Origin of the sequence: Enterococcus sp. DIV1375a, from assembly GCF_051712205.1 — a bacterium.
GTDB classification, from domain to species: domain Bacteria; phylum Bacillota; class Bacilli; order Lactobacillales; family Enterococcaceae; genus Enterococcus; species Enterococcus faecalis.
In genome coordinates, this window is the sequence record NZ_JBIOOM010000001.1 from 1,705,710 (window position 1) to 1,730,094 (window position 24,385).

Consider the following 24,385-nt stretch of genomic DNA (forward strand, 5'->3'; position numbering starts at 1 on the left):
TTAAAGCCTTGGTACATTCGATTGGAACGGATTTTGCTGAGTAAGTCCTCCTTGCGAAAGAATTTCGTCGTATAAAATCTGACGAACATCTGCATCAGTTAACGGACGAGTTGCCTCGGCGGTGTTTTTTTGTTCTTCTAATTTCATTTCATACACACGCTTAATCCCTGCCATGTTCAATCCATCAGATAAATAATCTTTAATTTCTAACAAAACATCAATATCATTTAAAGAATACATGCGTCGGTTGCCCTCACTACGTTCTGGATGAATCAATCCCTGTTCTTCATAGTAGCGAATTTGTCGAGCGGTCAAATCCGTTAGTTTCATAACTGTACCAATTGGAAAAACTGACATGGAACGGCGTAACTCTTTTTCTCTCATCTCCATCCTCCTCTCTTAGTTATTTCTTAGAATAACAATAGAATGACAAATTGTCAAGAACTTATGTTAGATTTTCTAACATAAAACAAAAAACCTGATAAATATGGACTTTTCCATCTTTTCACGGCTAATTTTCTACTACTAATCAAAAAAATAGAAATGATTTGTTTTTACAAATCATTTCTAATCAACTTACCATTTTTTATTCTTTTTCGGATTCAGCCAACCATTTAGACTCTTTTTTCGCAAATCCTTTCACGATATACCGATTTTCATTTTCAGCATATTCTTCTGAAACCATTAGTGTCATCCGGCGAAGTTCACTTAATAGTTGTCCATCAGTTGGGCTAATTTCTAATTGATAAGGCTCGAGTAATTCCATCATTTGGGCACGGATAGCTTGAACCAGTCGTTCTTTATCTTCAGAAATTTTAGTTGAGATCAATACATTGGGAAATAAGGTTGGGACAAATTCTTTACTGTCCACTTGATCTCTTTTATTATAAACCGTCAAGCACGGAATATTTTCCAACGCTAATTCTTTCATCAATGTTTGAACTGTGCGTTCATGTTGTAACCGATCTGGCGCACTTGCATCCACTACATGGAGCAGTAAATCCATCGTCCGACTTTCTTCCAATGTCGACTGAAAGGCTTCAATCAGTTGTGTTGGTAAATCTTGAATGAAGCCGACCGTATCTGTCAGAGTAACTTCCATGCCTTGAGGCAATTGCCATTTTTTGGTTAAAGGATCTAACGTTGCAAACAATTGATCCTCTGAATAAGTTCCTGCTGTCGTCAACATGTTGAGAATGGTTGATTTGCCAGCATTGGTATAACCAATCAAGCCAATTTGAAATAGTTCTGAATTTTGTCTTTTTTGGCGGCTTCGTTCACGATGAGCAGTGACTTCTTTTAACTCACGACGGATGCCTAAGATTTTATTCCGAATGTGTCGGCGGTCCGACTCTAATTTTGTTTCACCAGGCCCGCGTGTCCCAATACCTCCTCCAAGTCGGGACAACTGTTTTCCTTGACCAGCCAAGCGAGGCAATAAATAATCCAATTGTGCTAATTCAACTTGTAACTTTCCTTCTTTGGAGCGCGCACGCAAAGCAAAGATATCCAAAATTAATTGTACACGATCAATTACTCGTACAGCTAACGCTTCAGATAACAGTTGATTTTGACGCGGTGTGAGCTCGTGATTAAAAATCACAAGATCCGCTTCATAGGCATCTGTTAATTGAATTAATTCTTCCAATTTCCCTTTACCGATTACGGTTTGTCGATCAACTTGTGGTCGTTTTTGCGTTAAAACAAACACCACTTCTCCATTAGCAGTTTCCGTTAAATTCGCCAGTTCCTCCATTGATGCAGAAAATGTCTGATAATTTTTTTCCGTCTCAACTCCTACTAAAATAACTTTTTCATGAGTGGTCATCGCCTACTCACTCTCCTTCTGTTGTAGCCATTCCGCTACTTCTTTTTCCAACTTGGGCAAATCTGTTGGCTGTTGAACCAAATCCCACCAATGCGCAGCCATTCGATTTCTAAACCAAGTCAATTGACGTTTGGCATATCGCCGTGATTGCTGTTTGACTGTTTCAACCGCCATCTCTAATGATTGTTCACCGGAAAAATACGGAAAAAATTCTTTATAGCCAATGCCTTGAGCTGCTTGTGCATGTGGTTGCTGAAACATCTGTTTTGCTTCTTCCAACAGTCCTTTTGTCATCATTTGATCCACCCGCTGATTAATACGCTCATACAATAAAGCGCGATCTGTTTCCAAACCTAATAAATAATAATCATAGAGACGAGCTGGTTTTTCCTTCGGGGTCAAAATACTATAACCGGTTTTATCAAAGACCTCTAACGCACGAATCACTTTTTTGCGATTATTAAAATGGATGCTGTTAGCCGCTAGAGGATCCTTTTGTTTTAATAACTGCCATAAGGCTTGATTCCCTTTTTCTTCCGCAAATAAATTGTACGTTTCTCTAATTTCAGGCGAGTCATCTATCTCACGACTTCCTAGTTGAAAATCATAAAGAAGTGATTGAATATACAAACCTGTTCCTCCAACGATAATTGATAGTTTCCCTTTTTCAGTAATTTCTTTGATTTTTTGACGACCCTCTCTCTGAAAATCAGCAGCAGAATAAGTCTCGCTGACTTCACGGCAATCAATTAAATAGTGAGGAATCCCTTCTTTTTCTGTTTCTGTGACTTTAGCGGTGCCAATGTCTAACGAGCGATAAACTTGCATGGAGTCACCGCTAATAATTTCACCATTAAATTTTTTTGCTAAAGCAATACTTAATGCTGTTTTCCCCACCGCGGTGGGTCCTACAATAACTAATACTTTCTCCAATTATGTTTCTCCTTCTTCTTGCCAATTTTGACGAGCAAATTTTGCTTCTTCAGGAAAATCCGTATGAACACCCGCCAATTTTAGCTGAAAACAATTTTCCATTTCTTCCATCCGATTAACAGTCCATGGCCGCAGCGGTTTGCCAATTGTGATAAGTTCTTTTTTATGAGCCAACACCCATGACAATTTTGGATGTAAACTATCGACAAGCGCAAATGCCGGTCCCGCTTGACTTAAATCCTCTGCAGATTCATAAATAAAGGCAATTTCTGTCTTAGGATCAGCTTTTTTTAATTTAACTAAACTTGGAAAATAAAAACTGGAATATAAATAACGAAACGGCCAGTTTTTTTGATTCATTTGTTGGACGACTTTTTTCTCAATTCCTTCATAATGGATAATATCCGTTTTAAGTTCAATATTCAAAAAACCATTGAATTGTTCTTCTACAAGACAATTTAAACCATCTTCCAATGTTGGAACACATTGAACAGAAGGATTTTTCTGAAACCAGCTTCCAGCGTCTAGTTGTTTTAATTCGTTTAATGTTAACTGTTGAATTTCACCATGACCATCTGTCGTACGATCCACCGTTTCATCATGCATAACGATTAAATAACCATCTTTAGATAGGTGAACGTCTAATTCAATTCCTTCAGCACCAACACGAACAGCCTCTCTGAAAGCAATACACGTATTTTCAGGATGGGTGCCCTTACTTCCTCGATGTGCAATAATATCTGTCATGCCCTCACTCCAATCTTGTTTATTGTACCATTGGAGTGAGGTGGGTTCAAATATAGGAAAAACGAAAAGAAAGAGTAGGACATCAATCAAAGCGACTGATGTTCTACTCTCTAAGTCTTATAAACAATTTAGTCTCAAATCGGTCTTTTTATTCTCTTAATCTTTTAATTCATAATTAACGTATTTATCTAAACCAGATTGGATACTATATTTTGGTTCATAACCAATGGCACGTAATTTAGATATATCCGCTAAGGAATCTTTGATGTCCCCAGCTCGCGCTTCTTTGTATTCAACTGGTAAAGTGACTTTCATAATATCATTTAGAGAAGAAATTAACTCATTTAAATCGGTTGCTTTCCCTGTTCCGACATTATATACTTCCCCAAGTGATTGGTCAGAATGAGCGACAAGATTCAACGCTTGAACCACGTCCTCAACAAAGACAAAATCACGAGATTGTTTTCCATCACCAAAGATATTGAATGTCACTTCTTGATTGGCTAATAAGCGTTTGTAAGAGTCCATCACAATCGAAATAACGCCAGAATAAGGCGAATTAGGATTTTGGTTTGGCCCGTAAACGTTAAAGAAGCGAACAGCGCTTGTTGGAACATCATATAAATGACAATAGTTTAACACATATTTTTCAGAAGCAAATTTATCCACCGCATAAGGCGTTAACGGACGAATTACTGATTCTTCCTGTTTTGGTAAAGTTGGCTCATCGCCGTAAACTGCTGCAGAAGAAGCAAACACCAAACGTTTTAAATCTTTCTGGTATTTCCGAATTAATTCCAGTAATTGTAACACACTCTCAAAATTGACTTGGTGTGTTTCCACTGGACGTGCTACTGAGTCTGCTACACTAGCAATCGCGGCTAAGTGAAAAATGTAATCGAACTGATACTCTTGTAGTACTTTTTCCATTAATTGTTGATCAGTCACGCTACCTTCAATGAACGTGATGTTTTCAGATGCGTTTAAATTTTCAGTTTGGCCCATTGATAAATCATCAATGACCACAACTTGATTGTCTTTACTATAATAATTTGCTAAGGTTGAGCCGATAAAGCCGGCGCCGCCTGTGATTAAAAAGTTCCTCAAGTTTCCCACTCCAATTAAAATAATACATTAATTTTACCATTTTTAGGTGTCAAAGACTACAGTTTGTTTTTTTCAATAAAAAAGGAGAGAAAATAACTTTCTCAACCTTTTACTAAATATTTTAAATTCTTTGCGTTATTCACAAAACTCTTATGAATGAATAAGAAATAGATAATGTACACAATTCCATAAGAAATGAAACTATAAATACTACCGCCAAACCAAAGATTACTAAAGATAAACAATAATGTAACCAACGTTTCCAATACAGTACTATTACCTATTTTAACGTTCATATCTTTGCATAGAAAAATTTCCGCTAAATTACAACGAAATGCTAAACTTACTAATATCAACCCAACAGTTAAATTCAAGTTCCCAACAACGAAAATCACAAACAGCGACAGGATTAACGACAAGGCAAGTGTCAATACGTTAACAAATAAAATTGTTTTTTCTTTTCTCAACGTTTTTAAATACGTATTAATTAGTAAAGACATCCGACCTTCATAAATAACTATAGGAAATAGAATTCCCATAAATTTCAAACTCTCGCTATATTCGGGTAACCACATACCTAAAACAAATTTGACGGGTACATATAACAGCAGAATTGCATACGTCAACGGAACAAAAACACCTCTTAATGTGACAAATAAAGACGGCAATCGCTCTTTATTTGTCCGTCTTAACAACGGAAACATTACAATTCCAACAGCATTAATAAAAGTTAAAAACATATTTGATAAACTTAAAGTAAAGGACAATTTACCAAAGGTTTCGATAGTCCAACGCTGTTGAACAAAAAAGCGAATGGTTCCCATTATTAGCATACTTGCTATACTACTGAGCATTAGTTTACTACCTATGTTAATATTATCAACTATTTCAGGAGTAACTTCCTTCAAACTCATCATGTTCACACGCAACATGTCTTTAACTCTAAACATTCCCCAAACCGTAATAATCAGTTTAGAAAGTATATCCATAATGATTAGCCAATAAAAATCTCGTCCTCCTAATGCAAAGTAAATTGCAATGAACAGGACATATAAATAGCGATCATTTCTGGATAATTGAGCATATTCCTTAATACGATTTGTTGACTGAAAAACATACAGAATAAACGTTTTTGCAATTGTAATTACTGAAACAATGGCCGTCAATATCAAAATAATCCCTTGATATTCTTTCGGCATGAAAAAGTAAGCCCAAAGAATGACAAAAGCAGAAATACAACATTCAAAAATCGCTAAATACCAGAATTGAGAACCGAGATTTCTTTTATCTAAATTTTCGTATTCTTCTCCCCCGATTTTTAAATAGATACCATCAATCCAGCCTAAGTGGAGAAATCCAACATATGAAGAATAAAAAACATAAAGTTGCCAATAACTGTATTCTGTAACGCCTAGCAACTTAGGAACAAATAAATTTAAGAGAACCGAAATACCCAACGTTGCAAAATTTGCAGCCACAGTATAATAAAGGTTTTTAGCCACCATTTTTGCTTTTGAATTCATAGCATTATGCTCACTTTCTAATTTTATATTTCATGATATGGTACATATCTGTGCTAAAATAAAACTTATGATGATACTTAAAAAAGGCACATAGAATCGGAATAATTTTTTTTCGTTCTAATAAAGATACTCGCATATTCAACTCTTTAATCAAGTTTGAAAGAACTTTGTCTTTATATTCAAATTCTTCAACATGTGGTTGATTATTTAAATAATTCTTTGCAGCCTTTGTACGCTGTAATCTCCGGCGTAAAGTATTCAATCTTTCTTCAAAGTGGTTTTGTCTCTTAGCTAAATCAATTTCTTTTTTAAAGGAACTTTGTCCATGTTTACGCCATCTAATTAATTCTTCCCTAACGATATAGAGCCCATCACTTAGTAAAGAACTTCCCCACATCGCCATATCATGTACAGGATTTTCCATTTCAGATGCGTATAGATTAACGTTTGCAATAAAACTCTTTCTAATTGCATATACACAACCTGGTCGACGTAAAAATAAATTGTTTTCATTAAATACAACCTGTTCTTCTTTTTGATTAGGCAGTTTAACTGAATCAATTTTTTTTAATTCCTCTGCTAATCCTCCCGGTTCTACTAATTCAGTATAATCGCTTACTAAAACTTTGACATCAGTGTTTACAAAAGCGTTACACATCACTTCAATTTTAGATACATCCCAAATATCGTCTTGATCACAAGTAAAAACAATTTCTTTTGTAGCAGCATTCAATAGATTAAAGAAATTTTTGCGCCAACCTAAATTTTCCTTATTGATTTTCAAATGCCACGTTTCACCTAATTTATTTTCAGAGATAAATTTTTCAATTATTTTAACTGTAGAATCTGTAGAACAATCATCCCAAATCAATACTTCATCAATTTTTTTCGATTGATTTTTTAAAGAATCCAACTGTTCTAAGATGTTTTTTTCTCCATTATAGGTAGCCATAACAACAGTTGCTGTATATTGTTGGTCCATTTAAGTACGCCCTCTTTCTAAAAAGCCTATAAATAATCTTTATTTTTGGTAAAAATCATAGGGATGATGAGTGATTCTTTCTTCTACCGGAGGCATTTTCATATAATCTCCATAGCGTAAAGTCAAAAATTGTTTTCGCTTTTTAATGGCCATAAATTGATGTCCTTCAAACTCTACATCTTCATATTCCAAAAACCACTCATTAGGAAACACACCCCAATCTATATGAATCCATTCGAGATAACCACAATGATTTGTTGTTCCAAATGGGATTTTTTTTGCCTCCGTTTGATATAAATCACGCCAATATTGATCGTTTCCTGTTTTTTTTGTTTTAAAATGATGAGGATAACGTGTTATTAATTTTATTAAAGCCTTACTAAGATAAAAACTTCGCGCATAGCTTAAGCCTAAAGTATCCATTAAGTTTAACCGATACTGTTCCGTTTTATTTCTCAGTTCATTTCTCTCCTTTTGACTATCAGGGATGCCATCAATTGGAAAAATATCTACAAAAACTCCTAAGTCCTTATCTTCTCCACCAAAATATTGTTTTGAATGAGCTACAGTATTAGGATCAACTAACTTTGCAAAAGGATAACGAAAATGTTTCCTTGTTTCAAAAGAAAGTAATTGATAGTTAGAGTCGTTTTCAAGGATTTTAATTAACACTTCATAATCTGGTCTTGGCATAACTATATCAATATCATCATCCCAAGGAATAAAACCTTTATGACGTTCTACACCAATCAAGGTTCCATAAAATAATGTATAATGCAAGTTGTTAGATCGACAAATATTATCGATATACACTAATATTTCAACAGCCTTCGCCTGAACTTCGTTTAACGTAAGTTTTTGCATGATATTACTCTCCCACTTATATAATAATCAATTGTATAGTAGAAAAAATGAGCATCATTGCTCATTTCCTCTAATCAAATCATTTTCCATGTCAGTACGATACTGAATTTTACCTAAGTATAACCAAAAGATAACTGTTGCAAAACGTCTTGTTAAAATGACTTCAGTTATCAGTAATCCAGAAATTAAAATGACTAACACAATTTGGTTATCTAACACAAAATCCATATAATTTTTAATTCGAACGCTAAACAGCAATTTAGCAGAGTTAAACATTTTAGATAGCAAGAAAATTAGAAATACAATTGTACCTGAAATCCCTGTAGCTGCTAATAAATAGAAGAAAAAACTATGCGGTGTTTGAGCTGTCTTAGCAATATGAGATTGAGGCAATTTATCTTTAGCTATATCTGCAAAACCTTTTGGAGAAGTGCCAAATATAGGATTTAATTTCATTAAATCTATCGCACTTTGCCAAAGAGCAAATCGACTATTTGAAATATCGTCTTTCCCCTCAACATCTGGTCTCTTAGTAGTAATTTTCTTATTTCCTAGAATTTCATTTTCTTTATTATCTAAAACTTTTGGTACTTCAATATTCACTGAATTTGCAGCAGCAATATACCCTTTTTCTATTAACTGTAAGCCCCCGAAAACAATAGCACCACAGAAAAAAGAAACTAATACTGCTTGCACAACTTTTTTTATAACTGCTTTGGATGTATTTTTTTGAAAGAACCAAATTGTAAAGAACATCCCGAAAATTACCATTGAAATCAACTGAATAACTCCTGATCTTGATCCAGACAATGCTACATAACTAAATTGTAGAAAAATCACCATTGCACAAACCACTTTTAACCATTTGCTATTGGTATTAATAAAATTCCGCACGCCAACCAAAATACAAACTAATGAGATGGTACATGCATAGTTAGGCTCCACAAAAACACCATATAATCGATTTTCAAAAAAACCGATTCTCATTCCGTAATACAAAGACTCTACTGGTTTTGAAAAGCTGATTCGCGCAAAAAATAAGTATAACCCAACGATGACTAATGCAGTCCAAACAATTAAAAGTACATACTCAAAAGCTTTAAAAACAGATTTATCATTCGAACGTCCTACTTCGTAAACGGAAAAGAAAAAGATACATTGCCAAATGATCAACTTAATGTTCTCTGAAAAAGCATACGTATGATTAATAAATGTTGTTAAAAATAAAATTCCTATAAAAGCAATTAGCCAGTATTCTATTCTTCTTTGTTTTTTTTCTATAAAAATTGGCAAGAAGTGACATATGAAGTAAACACCTGACAATAGCATAATTATCAAGGTAAATAATGAATCTATTTTTGTTGGTAAAGTCGAATAAATGCTAACCATTCGACAAATTAGAACTAACTCAAAAAAAACAATATATGGTATAGCTATCCTTTTTTCTATTTTTTGCATCTGCTGTGATAAATTAATAATCATCATATCCTCCAATTATTTAAAACAACTTTTAGATTACAACTTGTTAATCTATTGTTTTTTCTATATATTTTCTTTTCAATTTAATTGGTATTTTATAAAAAGGAAGACCAAACATAAGTAAAATCATTGATAGTTTACGACTTTTTGTAAAAACTTTATTTTTCATAATAAAAATAAAGTTTTTCCGAAGATAGCGAACAATTTGTTTCGTTTCTTTTTCCTTCGAAGCATTACTAATCAAAATTTTATCTAATACTAAAAAATTCGCAAAACAAACTCTTTGATGGGCAGCTTCTTCTATAACTGCTCCCTTACCTTTCAATTTAAGTTCATTCTTCTCCCAAGCTTCTATAAACTCAAATTGTTTATCTGAAAATGTTTCTGTATTAATGCTGCCCATTCGATGATAATAGTAATATTTTTGTGTTGAATCAATAGAAACTTTCTGACATTCAGACAACAAATCTACTATAATAAATGAATCTTCATGATACTTTCCTTTAGGATATCTTAGATCCGCAAAGAGTTTTCGTTTATATAACTTATTTACAGCATGTACGGAGATAATATTTCCTTGTAAAATTAACAATAATGCTTCTTCTCTGGAAAAAGTTCCCTGTATTAAACTTTTTACAATTGGCTCTTTCCCCTCATAGACATCATAAATACCACAGATTGATAAATCGGCATCTTCTTTTACGATATTTGTATATAATAGTTCATACATATCATCTGCAATGTAATCATCACTATCTACGAAACCTAAATACTCACCTGTTGCTATTTCAATTCCAGCATTACGAGCATCGCTGAGCCCTCCATTTTCTTTATGGATAACTTTTACTCGTTGATCTTGTTCAGCAAACTGATCACACATTGCTCCGGAACTATCTGGAGAGCCATCGTCTACAAGAATCAATTCAAAGTCAGTAAACGTTTGAGCTAAAATAGAGCGTACGCATTTTTCTAAATATTTTTCTACATTGTATACAGGAACAATAATACTAATTTTGGGCATATCAATTTCCGCTACCTTCTAAAATTTTAATTGTATGTTTTAATGGTTCTTCCATACTGTCAAACAGTGGCCGCCAGCCTAACGCGTAAATTTTTTGATTGTCTAGTAATGCTTTTGTTGCTTTAGAAAATCCTTGTTTTTCTTGGGCGGTGGCTTCCCCATGAATCACTTTTGTTCCAGCCACATTGGCTAATGTTTCCGCAAAAGTGCGTAACGTAATATCGCAATGTTCGTTTGAAACATTGTAAGCTTCCCCTTTTTGCCCTTTAACTAATAAAAACAGAAGAGCAGATGCAATATCTGCAACGTATGCATAAGAGTATAGTTGGGTCCCTGCACTTTTTAGCACAATGTTTTCTTTATGGACTGCATTCATAATAAATTGAGAAGAAGCTTTACTATCCGAAAGTAACATCGTAGGTCCAAACGTACGACTAATTCTTGGAATAACAACATCAATACCATATTTTTGAATATAGGCTTGACATAATGATTCACTTGCTCGTTTTCCTTCAGGATAACCGGCCCGTAGCGTGTTACAGTCAATATAACCGCAATAGTCTTCTGTAAATTTATCAACATCTCCACGATTTTCTCCATAGATTTCAACAGTTGATAAAAATAACACTTTTTCACTATTCGCTTTAACCGCATAATCTAAAATATGCTGCGTACCAGCAATATTGGTCATAATCGTTCCAATTGGATCACTGGCATATGATTTAGGATGTGTATTACTAGCACAATGCAACACATAGTCACATGCTTCTGCTATCTGAATTTCTTCTGTCACATCTCCGATAACTATATGGAATAACGGATCTTCTAAATAACTAGTAAATCGCTCTTCCAAACGCGACAATGTTCGTCCCATCGCCCAGATTGAAATATTCGCATTTCTCGTTTTGTTTTGGTACATAAGTACATCAATTAAAAAGGTCCCAATCATGCCTGAAGCACCAGTTATAAAAACAGATTTATTTGTTACTTTCGTCCAATCTGGTGTCTTCTCTAAAACTCGTTCAACGTCTGATAAATAATTATCATCTGTAAATAACATGGTATCCCCTCCACTACTCTTCTTTCATTTTCAAGAAGCCTTTAAATAACTGTAAGTCATCTTGTGTGGTTAACTTAATGTTTTTATCTGAGCCTAAAGCAAAATACAATGTTTCGCCTAAATCCACCATCATAGTATTCGTATATGACGATTCAGAAATACCAATATTCTCACGGAATGCTTTTTCGTAAGCCCAAGTTAATTTTTCAAATTTATAGGCTTGTGGCGTTGACACGCGACGTAATGTTTCACGATTAATATATTGTCGAGTTGTTTCCTCAGTTTCTTTTACAAAAATTTGTTCATTATATGGCAACGAAGTCACTGCATTGCCGTATTCTTGACACTTAACAATTACATCAGATAAAACTAATTCATCAACTAATGGACGAATTCCGTCATGGATAACAATAGTATCTTCTGGGTTTGAATGTTCTTTTAAGAAATTAACCCCATTGTTAATTGATTCTTGACCAGAATTTCCCCCTGGGATAATCCATTGTAATTTGTCAATATGGTACTCTTTTGCATAGGCATCTAGTGTTTGTTCCCAACCTTTTTTACACACAACTAAGATTCGATCAATGAGTGGATGCTTTTGAAAAGATTCCAATGTGTAAATAATGATTGGCTTTTCCTCAATCATAATAAACTGTTTAGGAATATCCTGCCCCATTCGTTTACCGACTCCACCGGCAATAATTAAAGCTGTAATCATTTGATACAAAATCCTTTCCCTAACTAGTCAACAACTAGTTTTATTTCAATTTTGTTTAACTTATATATTCATCAATACAGCCAAAACTGCATTCAATCTTTTACATTTTCTCATAACTATCAGTAAGTTTCAATAATTTATCTTAGACCTTAATCGAACTGTAAATATTGGCGGTATTTTATATATTTTAATAGTCTTAGGTTTTATCTTATTACTTTTTTTATTTCGATATTGATTGAATAAAAAATGATTGTTATGCTTTTCATCAATTTCAACAACACTTTTAGCCCCTTTATAAATAGCGAAATTTTTTGACCAATAAAATCTTTTTCTCTTTAAAAAAACACCTTTGTCGAACTCGTACAAAAATAAGTTCAACAAAGATGTCAATATATATTTAACCTTTCAAATATTCTCTTTACTTTAATCAATAAGGCTGTTTATTGGCGGATAGCTTAATCAACTTTTGCTACATACCACTTATTAGCAGTTAAATACCCATGTTTCGTCTTTAACCTTGGTATGCCATTATTTGTATATTCGATTGCTTCAACTTCAACAATCGTATTCTTCTTAACGGCCTGTCCTTTTTTAGTAAATTCAACATTATTGTAGAAGCAATCATCAATTAAGAGCTTAACTTTTTTTGGATTAGTGACAAAGTAATTGTTATTGGTATTTCCAGCAGCTGTCACATAGTTTTTATTTGCAGTAAGATATCCTTCTTCTGTCTTCAAGCGAGGAACACCTTTAGAGGAATACTCAATGCCCTTAACTGGAACGACAGTCCCAGATGATAAGGTTCTGCTAGCATTACGAAACTCTACATCAGTATATAGTTTATCTGACACTCGCATAATAATTTGGTGCGGATTTTCAGTGAAGTAATTATCTGAATTTGATACCAATTTTGTAACATATGATTTGTTAGCAGTTATATAACCTTTGGCAGTCTTTAATCTAGGCAATCCGTTTTCGGTATAATCAACACTTAAAACTTTGATTAATGTATCTTTGGAAACAAACTCACCTTTTTTACTGAAATTTACATCTTGATAATAATAATCATTTGTTTTCATAACTACATACTCTGGATAATCATATAGATAATCTTTGATGTTTGGCACAACTTTTTGGGCATAACTTTTATTAGCCGTTAAATAACCATTTGGGGTAATCAAACGAGGAACTTGATTTTCACGGTACTCGATTCCCACGACAGGAACTAAACTTCCCTTGGAAACAGCTGCTCCTTTATATAAGAAGTCTGGATCCCCATAAAAATTATCATTATTTTTCATAATAATTTGCCCCGGATTAACCGTATGATAGTTGGCAATCCAAGATCCAGTAGCTACTACATAGTTCTTGTTAGCCGTGAAATAATACCCATTCGCCGTCTTCAATCTAGGAATTCCTGATTTTGTTTTCTCAATAGCAGTTACGGTTAAAACACTGCCTGCAGTTACTTTATTTGCTTTTGTCTTAAATTCTACATCTTTGTAATAGGTATCTTCATTTCTAGTAATTACTTGTCCAGGATTAGATGTGTAGTAAATATCTTCTAATCCTTTATATTGTTCAACTATATTTTTATTTGCAGTCAAATATCCTTTCGCTGTTTTCAATCGAAATATACCACTTTGAGTATAAGCTAAATCTTCAACTTCTACTATTGTTCCCTTCGAAACCTTAGACAATCTTTGCTTAAATTCTGGGTCAGCATAGAAATAATCATCGCTTTTCAAACGAACTTTTTTAGGATTTGTCGTAAAATACAAATCAATATTGCTTTGTGCTGCCAATACATAATCTTTATTTGCTGTTAAATAACCTTGGTCTGTGACCAATCGAGGAATTCCTGCTGAACTATATTCAATTCCCTTAATGGTAACTAGTGTATTTTTTTTAACTTGCCAACCAGGAATTCTAAACGCCACATCTTGGTAAAAAGTATCGTCATTTTTCATGATTACTCGACCTGGATTAGTTGTGTAATACTTACTTAAGTCAGGGCCACTACTATTACCCATATTTAAAAAATTACTATAGGTCATGGAAATATCAAATGGACGCCCTTCATAGTTAGCTAAGCCAGGGAAATACATTTGCGAAGACCATTGCCAAGCACCATGGTCATTATTCCACTGCATGGAACTATCAGGAGTATATGGATATTGCGCTACCCATACTCTGTCTCTTCCGAAGGCGGAGGTATCGATATAACCAGCTGTTAACCACCATTTGCCGACATACAACGCATCATTTTTATACCCCAGTGCCTTTAATTGCTGGTTAAATGCAATAGAATTAGCATGGGCGTTTCGTCCATTGTTTGTAAGCGTTGGATCTTCCGCATCATTAAACATTATGGTATTTTTATCTAAGCCAGAGTTAGCCGCCGCCTGAGCAAAATATCTTGCTTCATCTTGTGCTGTCGCAGCAGAGACATACATACTATAGTGATATGCTGAAACTTTTAAGCCAGCAGCTTTGGCATTTCTAATTTGGCCAGCAGCATATGGGTTAACATACCAAGTTCCTTCTGTCAATTTAACCGAGACGCCTGTTACACCATAACTTTTAATTTTTTGATATTCAGCTACTGAAATGTCGCCATTCCAACTAGAAACGTCAATAAAATTCTTGCCAGGCAAATTAGGATCATTCGCATAGACGTTCGCAACTGTTGCTCGCGCTACCCTAGAAGAAATGCCGTTTTTCATAGCATATGTTCCTTTTTTATGGTTCGTTCCTTCACGTGCTGCTTCTTGATAATCCGCTTCATCTTGGTCAATGTTCTTTTTTTCTACTTCAGAGCTTTGTGATGCTTCTGTTTTACCATCTGTTGTGCTTGTTTCTGAAACAGAAGAATGTTCTTCGGTTGTACTATTTGTTGAAGAATCAAGAGGCTCTTCTTTTGTGCTTGAAGCAGAACTATCGCTTTCAGAGGTATTTTCTTCTGTAACAGAAGATGTATCCTCCGTTGAATTAGTCGTTTTTTCTGACGTAGCTTGAGTGACCAAGCCAGTCTCCCCCGTTGTTTCTGTTTTTACAAGCTCTTCTCCTGATGCAATCACACTAAAACTATTTAATAATACGGTACAAATTAACATACCTGAAATGATTTTTTTCATGAAACTCTCCTTATATATTTAATAATATGTATCTTTCTTAAATACTCGCCATTAATCCTTAAAAAAATGTGCATCCTATAACCTTCAACTAATTGTTTTCACATTTTAAAACTAACACCAATTATTATCTCATACCTTTATTTCAAATTCAATTACGCTTTTTTAACATTCCTATATCAATTTTTTACTTTTAAATGGTAAAAAGATGAAAACAGATCTTTAATCGATTGTTTTCATCTTTTATTTATTTTTTAAGATATTCTGTGTATGATTTCTTAGTATCAACAATTAGCGCTTCATGATGGGGTTGGCGATCTTCCTCTGGTGGCAATTGCATATAATCCCCAAAAACCTCTGTTAAGTAGCGCTTGTAGCCCACTGGTATTGGCATTTTTGTATCTTCAAACGGAACAAAAATAGCAGATTTAAAATCTTCCAAATGATAAATATTACCCATGTAGCGTGGTCCGACACATAATTCTGTGACATAAGGAGTTGAGCCAAAGGAATATTTGGTCATTCTTTTTTCAGCAAAGCGCCAAATATGATAGCGAACCTTTTTCGATGGAAAAATATTCAATAATACTCGACTCCCCGTTGCTAAAATGCCACCATGTTTTTCTGGTACCACTTGTGAACAGAATAAAGCATAAATTAATGCCCAAATTTTTTGTTTCTTCCTTTGAAAATTTCCTTTTGGCGCACCATCTAAAGGAAAAATATCGATAGGAATACCATGAGGAATTGCCAATCCATCTTGATAGGTTTTAATAAACGTTGTCTGTGCATCCCTAATTGTCATAAATGAATTATGATCATTATACGTTTTTGAAGCAACTAACAATGGATACCGCTCTGCATCTGCATATTTAGGCCAAAGCACTTTTAATTTTTCATAATCTGGTCTTGGCATAAAGAAATCTAAGTCATCATCCCATGGAATAAAGCCTTGACTGCGGATTGCTCCAATACAACCGCCTCCACAAAAATAACAGGTTAGATTATGTTCTTCACAAAAAGCTACAAAATATTTTGACATGCGTAAAACAACTTGTTGAATTTCTACTAATTGCGTCTGTGTTGTTTGTTCCACTTCTCCTTTTCCTCCCTATTCATTCTTTGCATATTTAAATGTTGTATAGAATAAAAAACGCATTAAGTAGAATGAACTCTTAATAACTGAAAACTGTTCATTTTGACGCAAAATTTTCCAAACCCAACTGATTGTATTCCATTTGTTAGAAGATGTAGAGGTGGTTAGCTTACGATAAATGGCTAATTTTTCGTTAATAAAATAAACCGTATTTATTTCTTTCAAAATGTTTAACCAAGTAGCATAGTCTTCATGTTTTAAATCCGGCATTAAATGGCGTTTAAGCAGCTTAGACTCAACCACGACCGTTAAACAGCCGATAGTATTTGTTTTTAAAAGATCTTGATAGGTTTGTGGTCCCTCACTAAAATTACGCTCATGAGTAATTTTGCCCCCTTCATTACATACAAAATAAGAACTACATGTAAATAAAAGTTTTTTTTCTTCCATCCACTTGATTTGAACTTCTAATTTATTAGGAAGCCATAAATCATCACTATCTAAAAAGGCAATATATTGTCCCTTTGAAGCTTCAATTCCTTTATTTCTGGTCTTTGCAATGCCCATGTTCTGTTCATTTTTCAGTAAAAAGATTCTTGAATCTTTTTCCATAAAGGCAAGTGCAATATCAATAGAATCATCTTTACTTCCATCATCAATGAGTAATAATTCCCAATTCTGATAGGTTTGTTCCAGAACGCTTTCAATAGATTTTGATAAAAATTTGCCTGCATTGTACATAGGCATAATAATTGAAACAAGTGCTGTTTCCATTTGTTCACTCCTCGTTGCATTTTATGTAAGAATGTAACAGTTTATATTATCGCATAGCTCTTTTATTATTTCAACGTTCCTTGTTTCCAAAAAAAGTTTGAGACATAAGCTTAAATAACTTATGTCTCAAACTTTTAACGGTAAATTCTAATAGCATTCTCTTTACAATAATCCATCGTCAATTCTTCACGTTCTTCAGACTCATCCAATCCTCTTGATGATACTTTATCAAAGAGAATTTTGATGGTTTGAAGCAGAATTTTCATATCCAATAGTAATGAATAATTCTTGATGTACAGTAAATCAAAGTTCAATTTACTATTGTAGTCAGAAGCATACTTCCCATAAACTTGGGCATAGCCGGTAATCCCCGCACGTACATTGTGACGTAAATAGTAATTCGGGTTTTCCTGATTAAATTGATTAACAAAGAATGGTCGTTCAGGACGTGGTCCGACAATAGACATATCTCCGCGAATAACGTTGATTAGTTGTGGCAACTCATCAATACGTAAAGCGCGCAAGTATTTACCAACTGTAGTGACGCGACTGTCGTTACTTGTAGATAAGACTGGACCTGATTTTGCTTCCGCTGTTGCCGACATCGTTCTAAATTTTAAAATCGAGAACTCACGTTGATCTAATGTAATCCGAGTTTGTTTGTAAATCACTGGTCCCGGTGAGGTTGCTTTGACTAAAATTGCTGCAATAAGCATTAAGGGGGAGGTAATCACAAATAGGCAAACAGAGACTAAAATATCGAATAAACGTTTAATAAAATTCTCTTCTGGTTGGATTTCAAAATTTGAGACTTCGATAATACTTTCATCTTCAAAGTTCATCATGTTTGGTTTTAGCATAATTAGATTTTCAAAACTTGTATCTAAAAAGATTTTTTTCTTGTGTTTGACAATTAATTGATACAATTTTACTTTTTCGTTCTCATCAACATTACTTGAAATATAAACAATATCGATTTCATCGATAATTTTTTTTAAGTTTTCATAGTAATTGCTGACAACAACGCTCGTTACTTTATGCTTGTTATTTTTATCAGACATAAAGTTTTGAATTGACCGCATAACTTGATTTTCTTTACCTAGTAAAACAACTTTTCGCTCATTGCTGACCTTTAAGTAAAGATAATAAACAAGAATTCGCCAAAGACTTAGAACAATAATTCCGATTATAAAGGAATATCCTAAAACAGAACGCGGGAACGTAAACCAACGTCCGGCAAATGTCACAATCATAATCGTTAAAGTCATTAAAATTTGACCAATCACCGTGACAAAAATGATGTCACTAATTTTGCGATTATAAAAAATATACGCACCTAACAACAAATTCAAAAAGATAAAAAAGATTGAAATGTAAATTGCAGATTTTTCATAAGCCACAAAGTTAAATGAAGGAATTTCTCGGCCAAATTTCACCATAAACCCTAAGATGATTGATAAATTATAGAGCAAAACGTCTGCTAAAATAATTACAATTCGTCTTGCATTACTCCATTCACTTTTTGATGTCATTAAAAACTTCCTCTCTTCACTTCCAGTAATTACATTATTTGTAATAACATGCAATCCCTATATTACCATAATGTCAGCAGACAAGAAAGTTCTATAGGATGAAAATTATCTGCGATGTCTTTGGACACGACTTAATTCTTCAGGTTGATCCCAGCCCTCTTCGTCAACAGGTGTTATTGGGCGCTCTTCATTGCTAACAGGACTTGTTTGTTTCATTCGTTTTCTTCTTTTAGGCGTCGTTGGTCTTTCATGTCTTCCTCGTTTTTTCTCTGGCCGGAAGTAGAAGGCTAGCCCAAGGAAACTATAAACAATCGGCATCCAATGAGGCGCTAATAAAATATCTTCCATAAATGAATGAATCCAGATTAAAAGGAAGCCTAAAAGTAAACTAACTTGCAAACGATCCAATGTTTTTTTGCGGAAACCAATCAATAAAATCATACTGACTAAAAAACCAAATAAAATCAGATAGCCAATGACACCAAAATTACTTAACGTAAATAGAAAAGCATTATGTGTCCCTAGCGGTTTCCATGAGGCCACAAAAGGCTCCATACCGACTTTAATATGTTGAGGATTAGATAACCATTTAGCAAAAAACTCATGCCAAATTCGTTCTCTTCCTGTAAATAAATCAACAGTATCCGATTCCGCACATAAGTAAAATAACAATGGTCCCAATGCAGCTACTCCGACAAAACCAAACAGCCAAACTTTCGAACGTTGCAAGAAACGTTTTGGTAAAAGATTATCCACCAGAATAAAACCAACTAAAATGGCAAAAGAGGTTTTTGATTGACTGACCCATGTACCTAAAACACCACCAATGTATACAGGTAAAAGCAGCAGGTTAAAAACCTTATTTCTATATGCTTTGATCAAACTACTGGCCATCATTGTTGAAAACATCAACGTTGCACCAATCGTATTGGTATTAATCCAAATACTTTCTAGTTTATTTGATTCTTTAAAAATTTCGTCTACTGGAATCAACTGAGGCAACTCCACGGACATCCGATACAAAGTCGCACTCAAAGCAACTAAAGAGACAATTAATAAAAGCGTTTGATCCAAACGATCAAAGACACAAACTTTAAAACAAAGGACCAACAAAATAATTAAAGGAATCATTGTATCTGTTTGCATCGTGCTATGACGGATTGATTCCGTAAAGTGAAACAAGAGCCAGGTGGCTAGCGCCAACGCTACGGTCAGCCAGTCAATAAATTTTAATTTCGTACAATTTAATAGCAGTACAAGTATTACTGCTATTAATAATAAAATTGAACTATTGGCATACATATATTTTGTGACTGGCGCATCAATTCCTACGACCCACATCGTATACGAGCCGATCATTGTAACTAATAAAATAAGTCGACCGATTCTATTCAATACTTTTCCCATATTCAAACCTCATTCCATGAATGAATCACTAGTCGTTTATTCGATAAATATATGCCCCGTTCTGATCAGGTCCATATAATTTTTCAAAATGAATCGTTGGTGTGTCTAACGGTTCTAATGGTTTATAAACGACCGCATATTTAATCCCATATTCTTTTAATTTTTCTGGAGATAAACGAGCAATAATCGCGTCTTTTTGCATCAACTCTAAAACAGGAGTCTGATTTCCTACTTCAACATTGATGTGCGCATAGCGATTATAAATAAATGTGTCTTTTCCTTTTGGATCTAATGGTTTCCAAGCCTCTAAGTCAGGTGTAAAAGCGACACCGTTAAAGGTATGCACACCTAACATTGGCAAATAGCCATACATCAAGCGTTCGCCCACCCACAATTGGTTGGGGTCTTTTTTGTTAATTTCTTCCACTTCTACCGCTAATTTTTTTCCATAGACAGCAGAAACGCCACGAGAAATTGGATTTACAAAGGCTCCAGAAACCATAATGATTCCTAATAAGACAAGGACAAATAACGTGCGCCAACGTTTAAATAAAGCAACAATTAAAACGGTAGCGACAACCAAGACACCAATGATGTCCATTCGTGTAACATATAACCGTAAATTGCCCGTATATAAAACAAAGAAATACAGAACAACATTTAATCCTAGCGCCCCTAACCAGGCCATCATTGGAATTTTTGCTTGACGATTCCATAAATAATCGATGAACCATAAACTCAACAACACAGCGGCAAACCCAAAGGATAACATCGCCCGTTGTTCTGGCACATAAGACCACAATGTCAACTTAGCAAAAATTGTTGGAAATTGAACGCTCATCCAAACTAAGTTAAATAAACAATACACGAATAAGACAAAACCGTAAATGTTTTCTTTTATTTTTTTATAAAAAATAAATGGTGAGAGCGGCAAAATAACAAAAAATAAATGATAAAAACTACTGATTTCCGAATTATTGGAATATGGAACGTCTTGAAACGGTAATTTCCAGTTTGTTAAAAATAACAAAATATCTCGTTTGGGTATATCGCCACCTAAACTTACCCGTTTTCCTGGATAAGCGGTATCCATTACTGCTTTTAAGGAATCCAATGAGCCATATAGCGATCCGCCAACAATAATCGCCGTCATCAAGAGTGCCCCACCTATCAGGACCCCATCCCACTTATCCAACTTAATTTTTTTACGAAACTCTAAAAAGAATAAAATTAAAAATAATAAAATCAAATAACCAAGTGGTACTTGTAACGCAGGATAAATAACTAAAACAAATCCTGAGGCCATAATAACAGCCGTTATCGCACAAATGACACGACGTCGAACACTACTATGATAATAGAAATAATTATAAATTCCCACTAAAAAACCTAAGCCAAAAAATACTAAATCTCCAACTGGCGAGACAAACCACCATTGAAGGGCCGAAGAAAACGGAATCCAAACACTTGCTAACAAAGCTAAATATTTATTCCGCCGCGTGACGATCAAACCAATTTCAAAAGAGAATAAAATCAAACCAATTAATTTAAGATTCCAATACCAAGATAATCCATATTCTTTACCCAGCAGCACGTAGCCCCACGTAAAAGGTTTCGCTAACGTGGCCAAATTCCACGCTGGCGAATTATAGCCTACCACCATGTCTTGCCCATTTAACGTAATCACATCATTATGTGTTTTCAAACCCGTTTGTGTTTGAGAGAGACTAAATGGGGTTTGAACGAGCCATTCATCCGAACGAACACCTCTTGGTTCACCAGCAATTAATGAACTTTTTTGTCCATCCGCATATTCAGAAACATACGCATCCCACATGTTTAATGAACTCCCATGGACTTTAAAGGCGACCAGTAAAATAAAAATGACTGCCGCTAGCAGATAGCGCCAGCGTAACAAATGATCAACCAAGCGAGCGCTGTGCTCAGCTTGGTTGCTTAATGGTTGTTTTTCTTTTCTTGTAGTTAGTTGTTGTTCCATCTTTTCGCTCCATTTCGTCATCCGCAATTGCATCTAGTCAATTCGTAATGAAAAGTTGGGAATATCCCTTGTCAGATTAGGATTATAAAATGGATCATTTTCAATTAAAGGTCCCCATTTTTCTTCCATCATCACTTTTTCTTGTTCAAAACGTTTTTTCTTTTTGCCTTTATCATCATATCCACGAGTTTGAGATTCAAAATGATAAAGCTCTGCTTCATGAAGCCAAACATTGTCACGTCCTAAAGCTTGGACTTTCAGGCATAAATCAACATCATTGAAAGCTACGGTAAACGCTTCTTCAAAACCACCAACTGCATCAAAATCTGCTTTTTTCATAAGTAAGCATGCGGCAGTTACTGCTGAATAATTGACATTAATAGCTAACCGGCCAAAATAGCCTAAGTCACCATGGGGATACCCATAATGGCCATGCCCAGCGACACCACCTAATCCTAAAATAACACCTGCATGTTGAACCGTATTATTTGGATACAATAATTTCGCACCTACACAGCCAATCCGTTCTTGCTGAGCAAATGAAACCATCAAAGTTAACCAATTCTCTGTAATCACTTCGGTATCATTATTTAAAAATAACAAATACTCTCCGTGCGCTTTTTTCGCTGCACGATTGTTAATAGTTGAGAAATTGAATGGAATATCGATTGATTCAACGAAAAAGCGGCCAGGCAATTGTTTTTCAAATTCTGCATATAATTCGTGCATTTTTGGATCTGTACTTCCATTGTCAGCCATAATAATCTCGTAATTTTGGTAGGTTGTTTTTTCAATAATCGATGAAACACAACGTTGTACGTCTTTATAGCCATTTTTAGTTGGAATAATAATTGAGACTAACTTTTCAGATTCAATGTCATAATAAACATCGTATAAGCCATTCGCCGCCCCATGCGTTACATGGCCATTAATTTCTCGACGAACAAGCGCATCTTGCACGGCTCTTAGTCCCGCTTCAAAAGCATAACCTTTGGAACCCTGGTCCACTGCTGTTGAGGTCGGTAGCATCCGCCAATAGTAAAGAACTTTTGGAATATGTTTGATGCGTTCTTTTGTCGTTTTTTCAGTAAATCTTAAGACTAAATCGTAGTCTTGAGAACCTTCGTAACCTTTTCGAAAGCCACCAATTTCTTCTAGAATACTCCGACGATACACGCCTAAATGCGAAATGTAATTGGTTCCTAAAAGTAAATCAGGTGACCAATCTGGTTTAAAGGCTGGATCAGAACGATTTCCATCCATGTCAATCTTATCTTCATCACTATAAATTAAATCCAGTTCTGGGTTTTCATTAAGCACTTTAACCACTTCATAAAAAGCATTGATCGCTAATTCATCATCGTTGTCTAGTAAGGCGACAAATTCTCCGGTAGCAATCGCTAAAGCAGAGTTGGTTGCTTCGGAAATATGACCATTTTGTTCACGAAAGACGACCCGAATTCGCTCATCCAATTGCTGGTACTCTGTTAAAATCTTTTTGACATTGGGATCTGTTGAGGCGTCATCGGCCATACATAATTCCCAATTAGTATAGACTTGATTCAAAATAGAATCAATGCACAACCGAAGCCATTTTTCTTCAACATTATACACTGGCATCGCAATGGAAATTTTAGGTTGATAATGAAATGTTGCGATTTCTTGTGTCATTGCTTCTATGTCTAGCACTTCATTTCTAGCTAACCAGTTAGGGTACGAAGCTTGATTTCTCAGTTTCTCAATTTTCGCTCGTTGAATGGTATGAGAAATACCATTTTTAGCCATATATTTAAATCCTTTTTTGGCTTTTATCCAGAGACGAGTCACTTTATCTTCTGTCCCTGGAATCACTGGATATTTTTTATTCAAGGGAAAATCCACCGTTACAACATGTGCTGATGATTGAAAATGAAAAGGGAGTACTTTTTTTTGTTTAATTCCTTCAAGTGTAACAACAAAGCCAGCTTCAATCGCAGGCTCTGTTTGATAAATTTGATTAACATCTTCACGTAAAACGCGCTGAATGTTATAAGCGGACACTTGGTTTTCATTATTAATTGTGAAAGTTGGGCTTTCTTTAGTGATTGTATCCAACGCCCAACCTGTAATGGTTAAATTATTTGTTGTTTTGTCGCGATAGATACTATCAAAGATCACCTTAATGTCTTCATTCATGTGCAT

19 protein-coding genes are annotated in these 24,385 nt (G+C 34.6%); all 19 read right to left on the reverse strand.

Going from position 1 to position 24,385, the window contains the following annotated elements:
- The 19 genes from IGJ63_RS08400 to IGJ63_RS08490 all read right to left on the reverse strand — a co-directional run bounded on the left by IGJ63_RS08400 (position 1) and on the right by IGJ63_RS08490 (position 24,379).
- Positions 1-384: a MerR family transcriptional regulator gene (locus IGJ63_RS08400; RefSeq protein WP_002388239.1), complete on the reverse strand. Its 384-nt coding sequence runs from the start codon at positions 382-384 to the stop codon at positions 1-3.
- A 202-nt stretch (positions 385-586) separates the two neighbouring features.
- Positions 587-1,828: a GTPase HflX gene (gene hflX / locus IGJ63_RS08405; protein WP_002425963.1), complete on the reverse strand. Its 1,242-nt coding sequence runs from the start codon at positions 1,826-1,828 to the stop codon at positions 587-589.
- Positions 1,829-1,831: 3 nt separating this feature from the next.
- Positions 1,832-2,761, reverse strand: coding sequence for a tRNA (adenosine(37)-N6)-dimethylallyltransferase MiaA (miaA, locus tag IGJ63_RS08410; protein ID WP_438746260.1), 930 nt, complete (start codon positions 2,759-2,761; stop codon positions 1,832-1,834).
- Complete coding sequence (locus tag IGJ63_RS08415) at positions 2,762-3,508, reverse strand: glycerophosphodiester phosphodiesterase (protein WP_438746262.1); 747 nt, start codon at positions 3,506-3,508, stop codon at positions 2,762-2,764.
- 156 nt (positions 3,509-3,664) lie between these two features.
- Entirely contained in the window at positions 3,665-4,624 is a 960-nt protein-coding gene (locus tag IGJ63_RS08420; RefSeq protein ID WP_029656444.1) for a GDP-mannose 4,6-dehydratase, read from the reverse strand.
- Between the two features lie 92 nt (positions 4,625-4,716).
- Positions 4,717-6,138 (reverse strand): lipopolysaccharide biosynthesis protein, encoded by a 1,422-nt coding sequence (locus IGJ63_RS08425; RefSeq protein WP_002366935.1) that lies wholly within the window; start codon positions 6,136-6,138, stop codon positions 4,717-4,719.
- 10 nt (positions 6,139-6,148) lie between these two features.
- Positions 6,149-7,120: a glycosyltransferase family 2 protein gene (locus IGJ63_RS08430; protein WP_002366937.1), complete on the reverse strand. Its 972-nt coding sequence runs from the start codon at positions 7,118-7,120 to the stop codon at positions 6,149-6,151.
- Positions 7,121-7,159: 39 nt separating this feature from the next.
- Complete coding sequence (locus IGJ63_RS08435; protein ID WP_002425966.1) at positions 7,160-7,984, reverse strand: LicD family protein; 825 nt, start codon at positions 7,982-7,984, stop codon at positions 7,160-7,162.
- Positions 7,985-8,038: 54 nt separating this feature from the next.
- Positions 8,039-9,469: an O-antigen ligase family protein gene (locus IGJ63_RS08440; protein ID WP_002369109.1), complete on the reverse strand. Its 1,431-nt coding sequence runs from the start codon at positions 9,467-9,469 to the stop codon at positions 8,039-8,041.
- Positions 9,470-9,509: 40 nt separating this feature from the next.
- Complete coding sequence (locus IGJ63_RS08445) at positions 9,510-10,484, reverse strand: glycosyltransferase family 2 protein (protein ID WP_002369106.1); 975 nt, start codon at positions 10,482-10,484, stop codon at positions 9,510-9,512.
- 1 nt (position 10,485) lies between these two features.
- Positions 10,486-11,544 carry an NAD-dependent epimerase/dehydratase family protein gene (locus IGJ63_RS08450; RefSeq protein ID WP_002425968.1) on the reverse strand — a complete coding sequence of 353 codons (1,059 nt, stop codon included), beginning with the start codon at positions 11,542-11,544 and terminating at the stop codon, positions 10,486-10,488.
- 13 nt (positions 11,545-11,557) lie between these two features.
- Positions 11,558-12,262, reverse strand: a complete 705-nt coding sequence (locus IGJ63_RS08455) for an IspD/TarI family cytidylyltransferase (protein ID WP_002419736.1) — start codon at positions 12,260-12,262, stop codon at positions 11,558-11,560.
- Positions 12,263-12,717: 455 nt separating this feature from the next.
- Entirely contained in the window at positions 12,718-15,399 is a 2,682-nt protein-coding gene (locus tag IGJ63_RS08460) for a DUF5776 domain-containing protein (protein WP_002419738.1), read from the reverse strand.
- A 244-nt stretch (positions 15,400-15,643) separates the two neighbouring features.
- On the reverse strand, positions 15,644-16,492 hold the full coding sequence (locus tag IGJ63_RS08465) for a LicD family protein (protein ID WP_002425972.1): 849 nt from the start codon (positions 16,490-16,492) through the stop codon (positions 15,644-15,646).
- A gap of 15 nt (positions 16,493-16,507) precedes the next feature.
- Entirely contained in the window at positions 16,508-17,266 is a 759-nt protein-coding gene (locus IGJ63_RS08470; protein WP_438746268.1) for a glycosyltransferase family 2 protein, read from the reverse strand.
- A gap of 134 nt (positions 17,267-17,400) precedes the next feature.
- Positions 17,401-18,798 (reverse strand): sugar transferase, encoded by a 1,398-nt coding sequence (locus tag IGJ63_RS08475; protein ID WP_025188476.1) that lies wholly within the window; start codon positions 18,796-18,798, stop codon positions 17,401-17,403.
- A gap of 105 nt (positions 18,799-18,903) precedes the next feature.
- Positions 18,904-20,205 carry an EpaQ family protein gene (locus IGJ63_RS08480; protein WP_438746270.1) on the reverse strand — a complete coding sequence of 434 codons (1,302 nt, stop codon included), beginning with the start codon at positions 20,203-20,205 and terminating at the stop codon, positions 18,904-18,906.
- 28 nt (positions 20,206-20,233) lie between these two features.
- Entirely contained in the window at positions 20,234-22,237 is a 2,004-nt protein-coding gene (locus tag IGJ63_RS08485; RefSeq protein ID WP_438746272.1) for a DUF7657 domain-containing protein, read from the reverse strand.
- Positions 22,238-24,379: a glycosyltransferase family 2 protein gene (locus IGJ63_RS08490; protein ID WP_438746274.1), complete on the reverse strand. Its 2,142-nt coding sequence runs from the start codon at positions 24,377-24,379 to the stop codon at positions 22,238-22,240.
- Between the last annotated feature and the right edge of the window lie 6 nt (positions 24,380-24,385).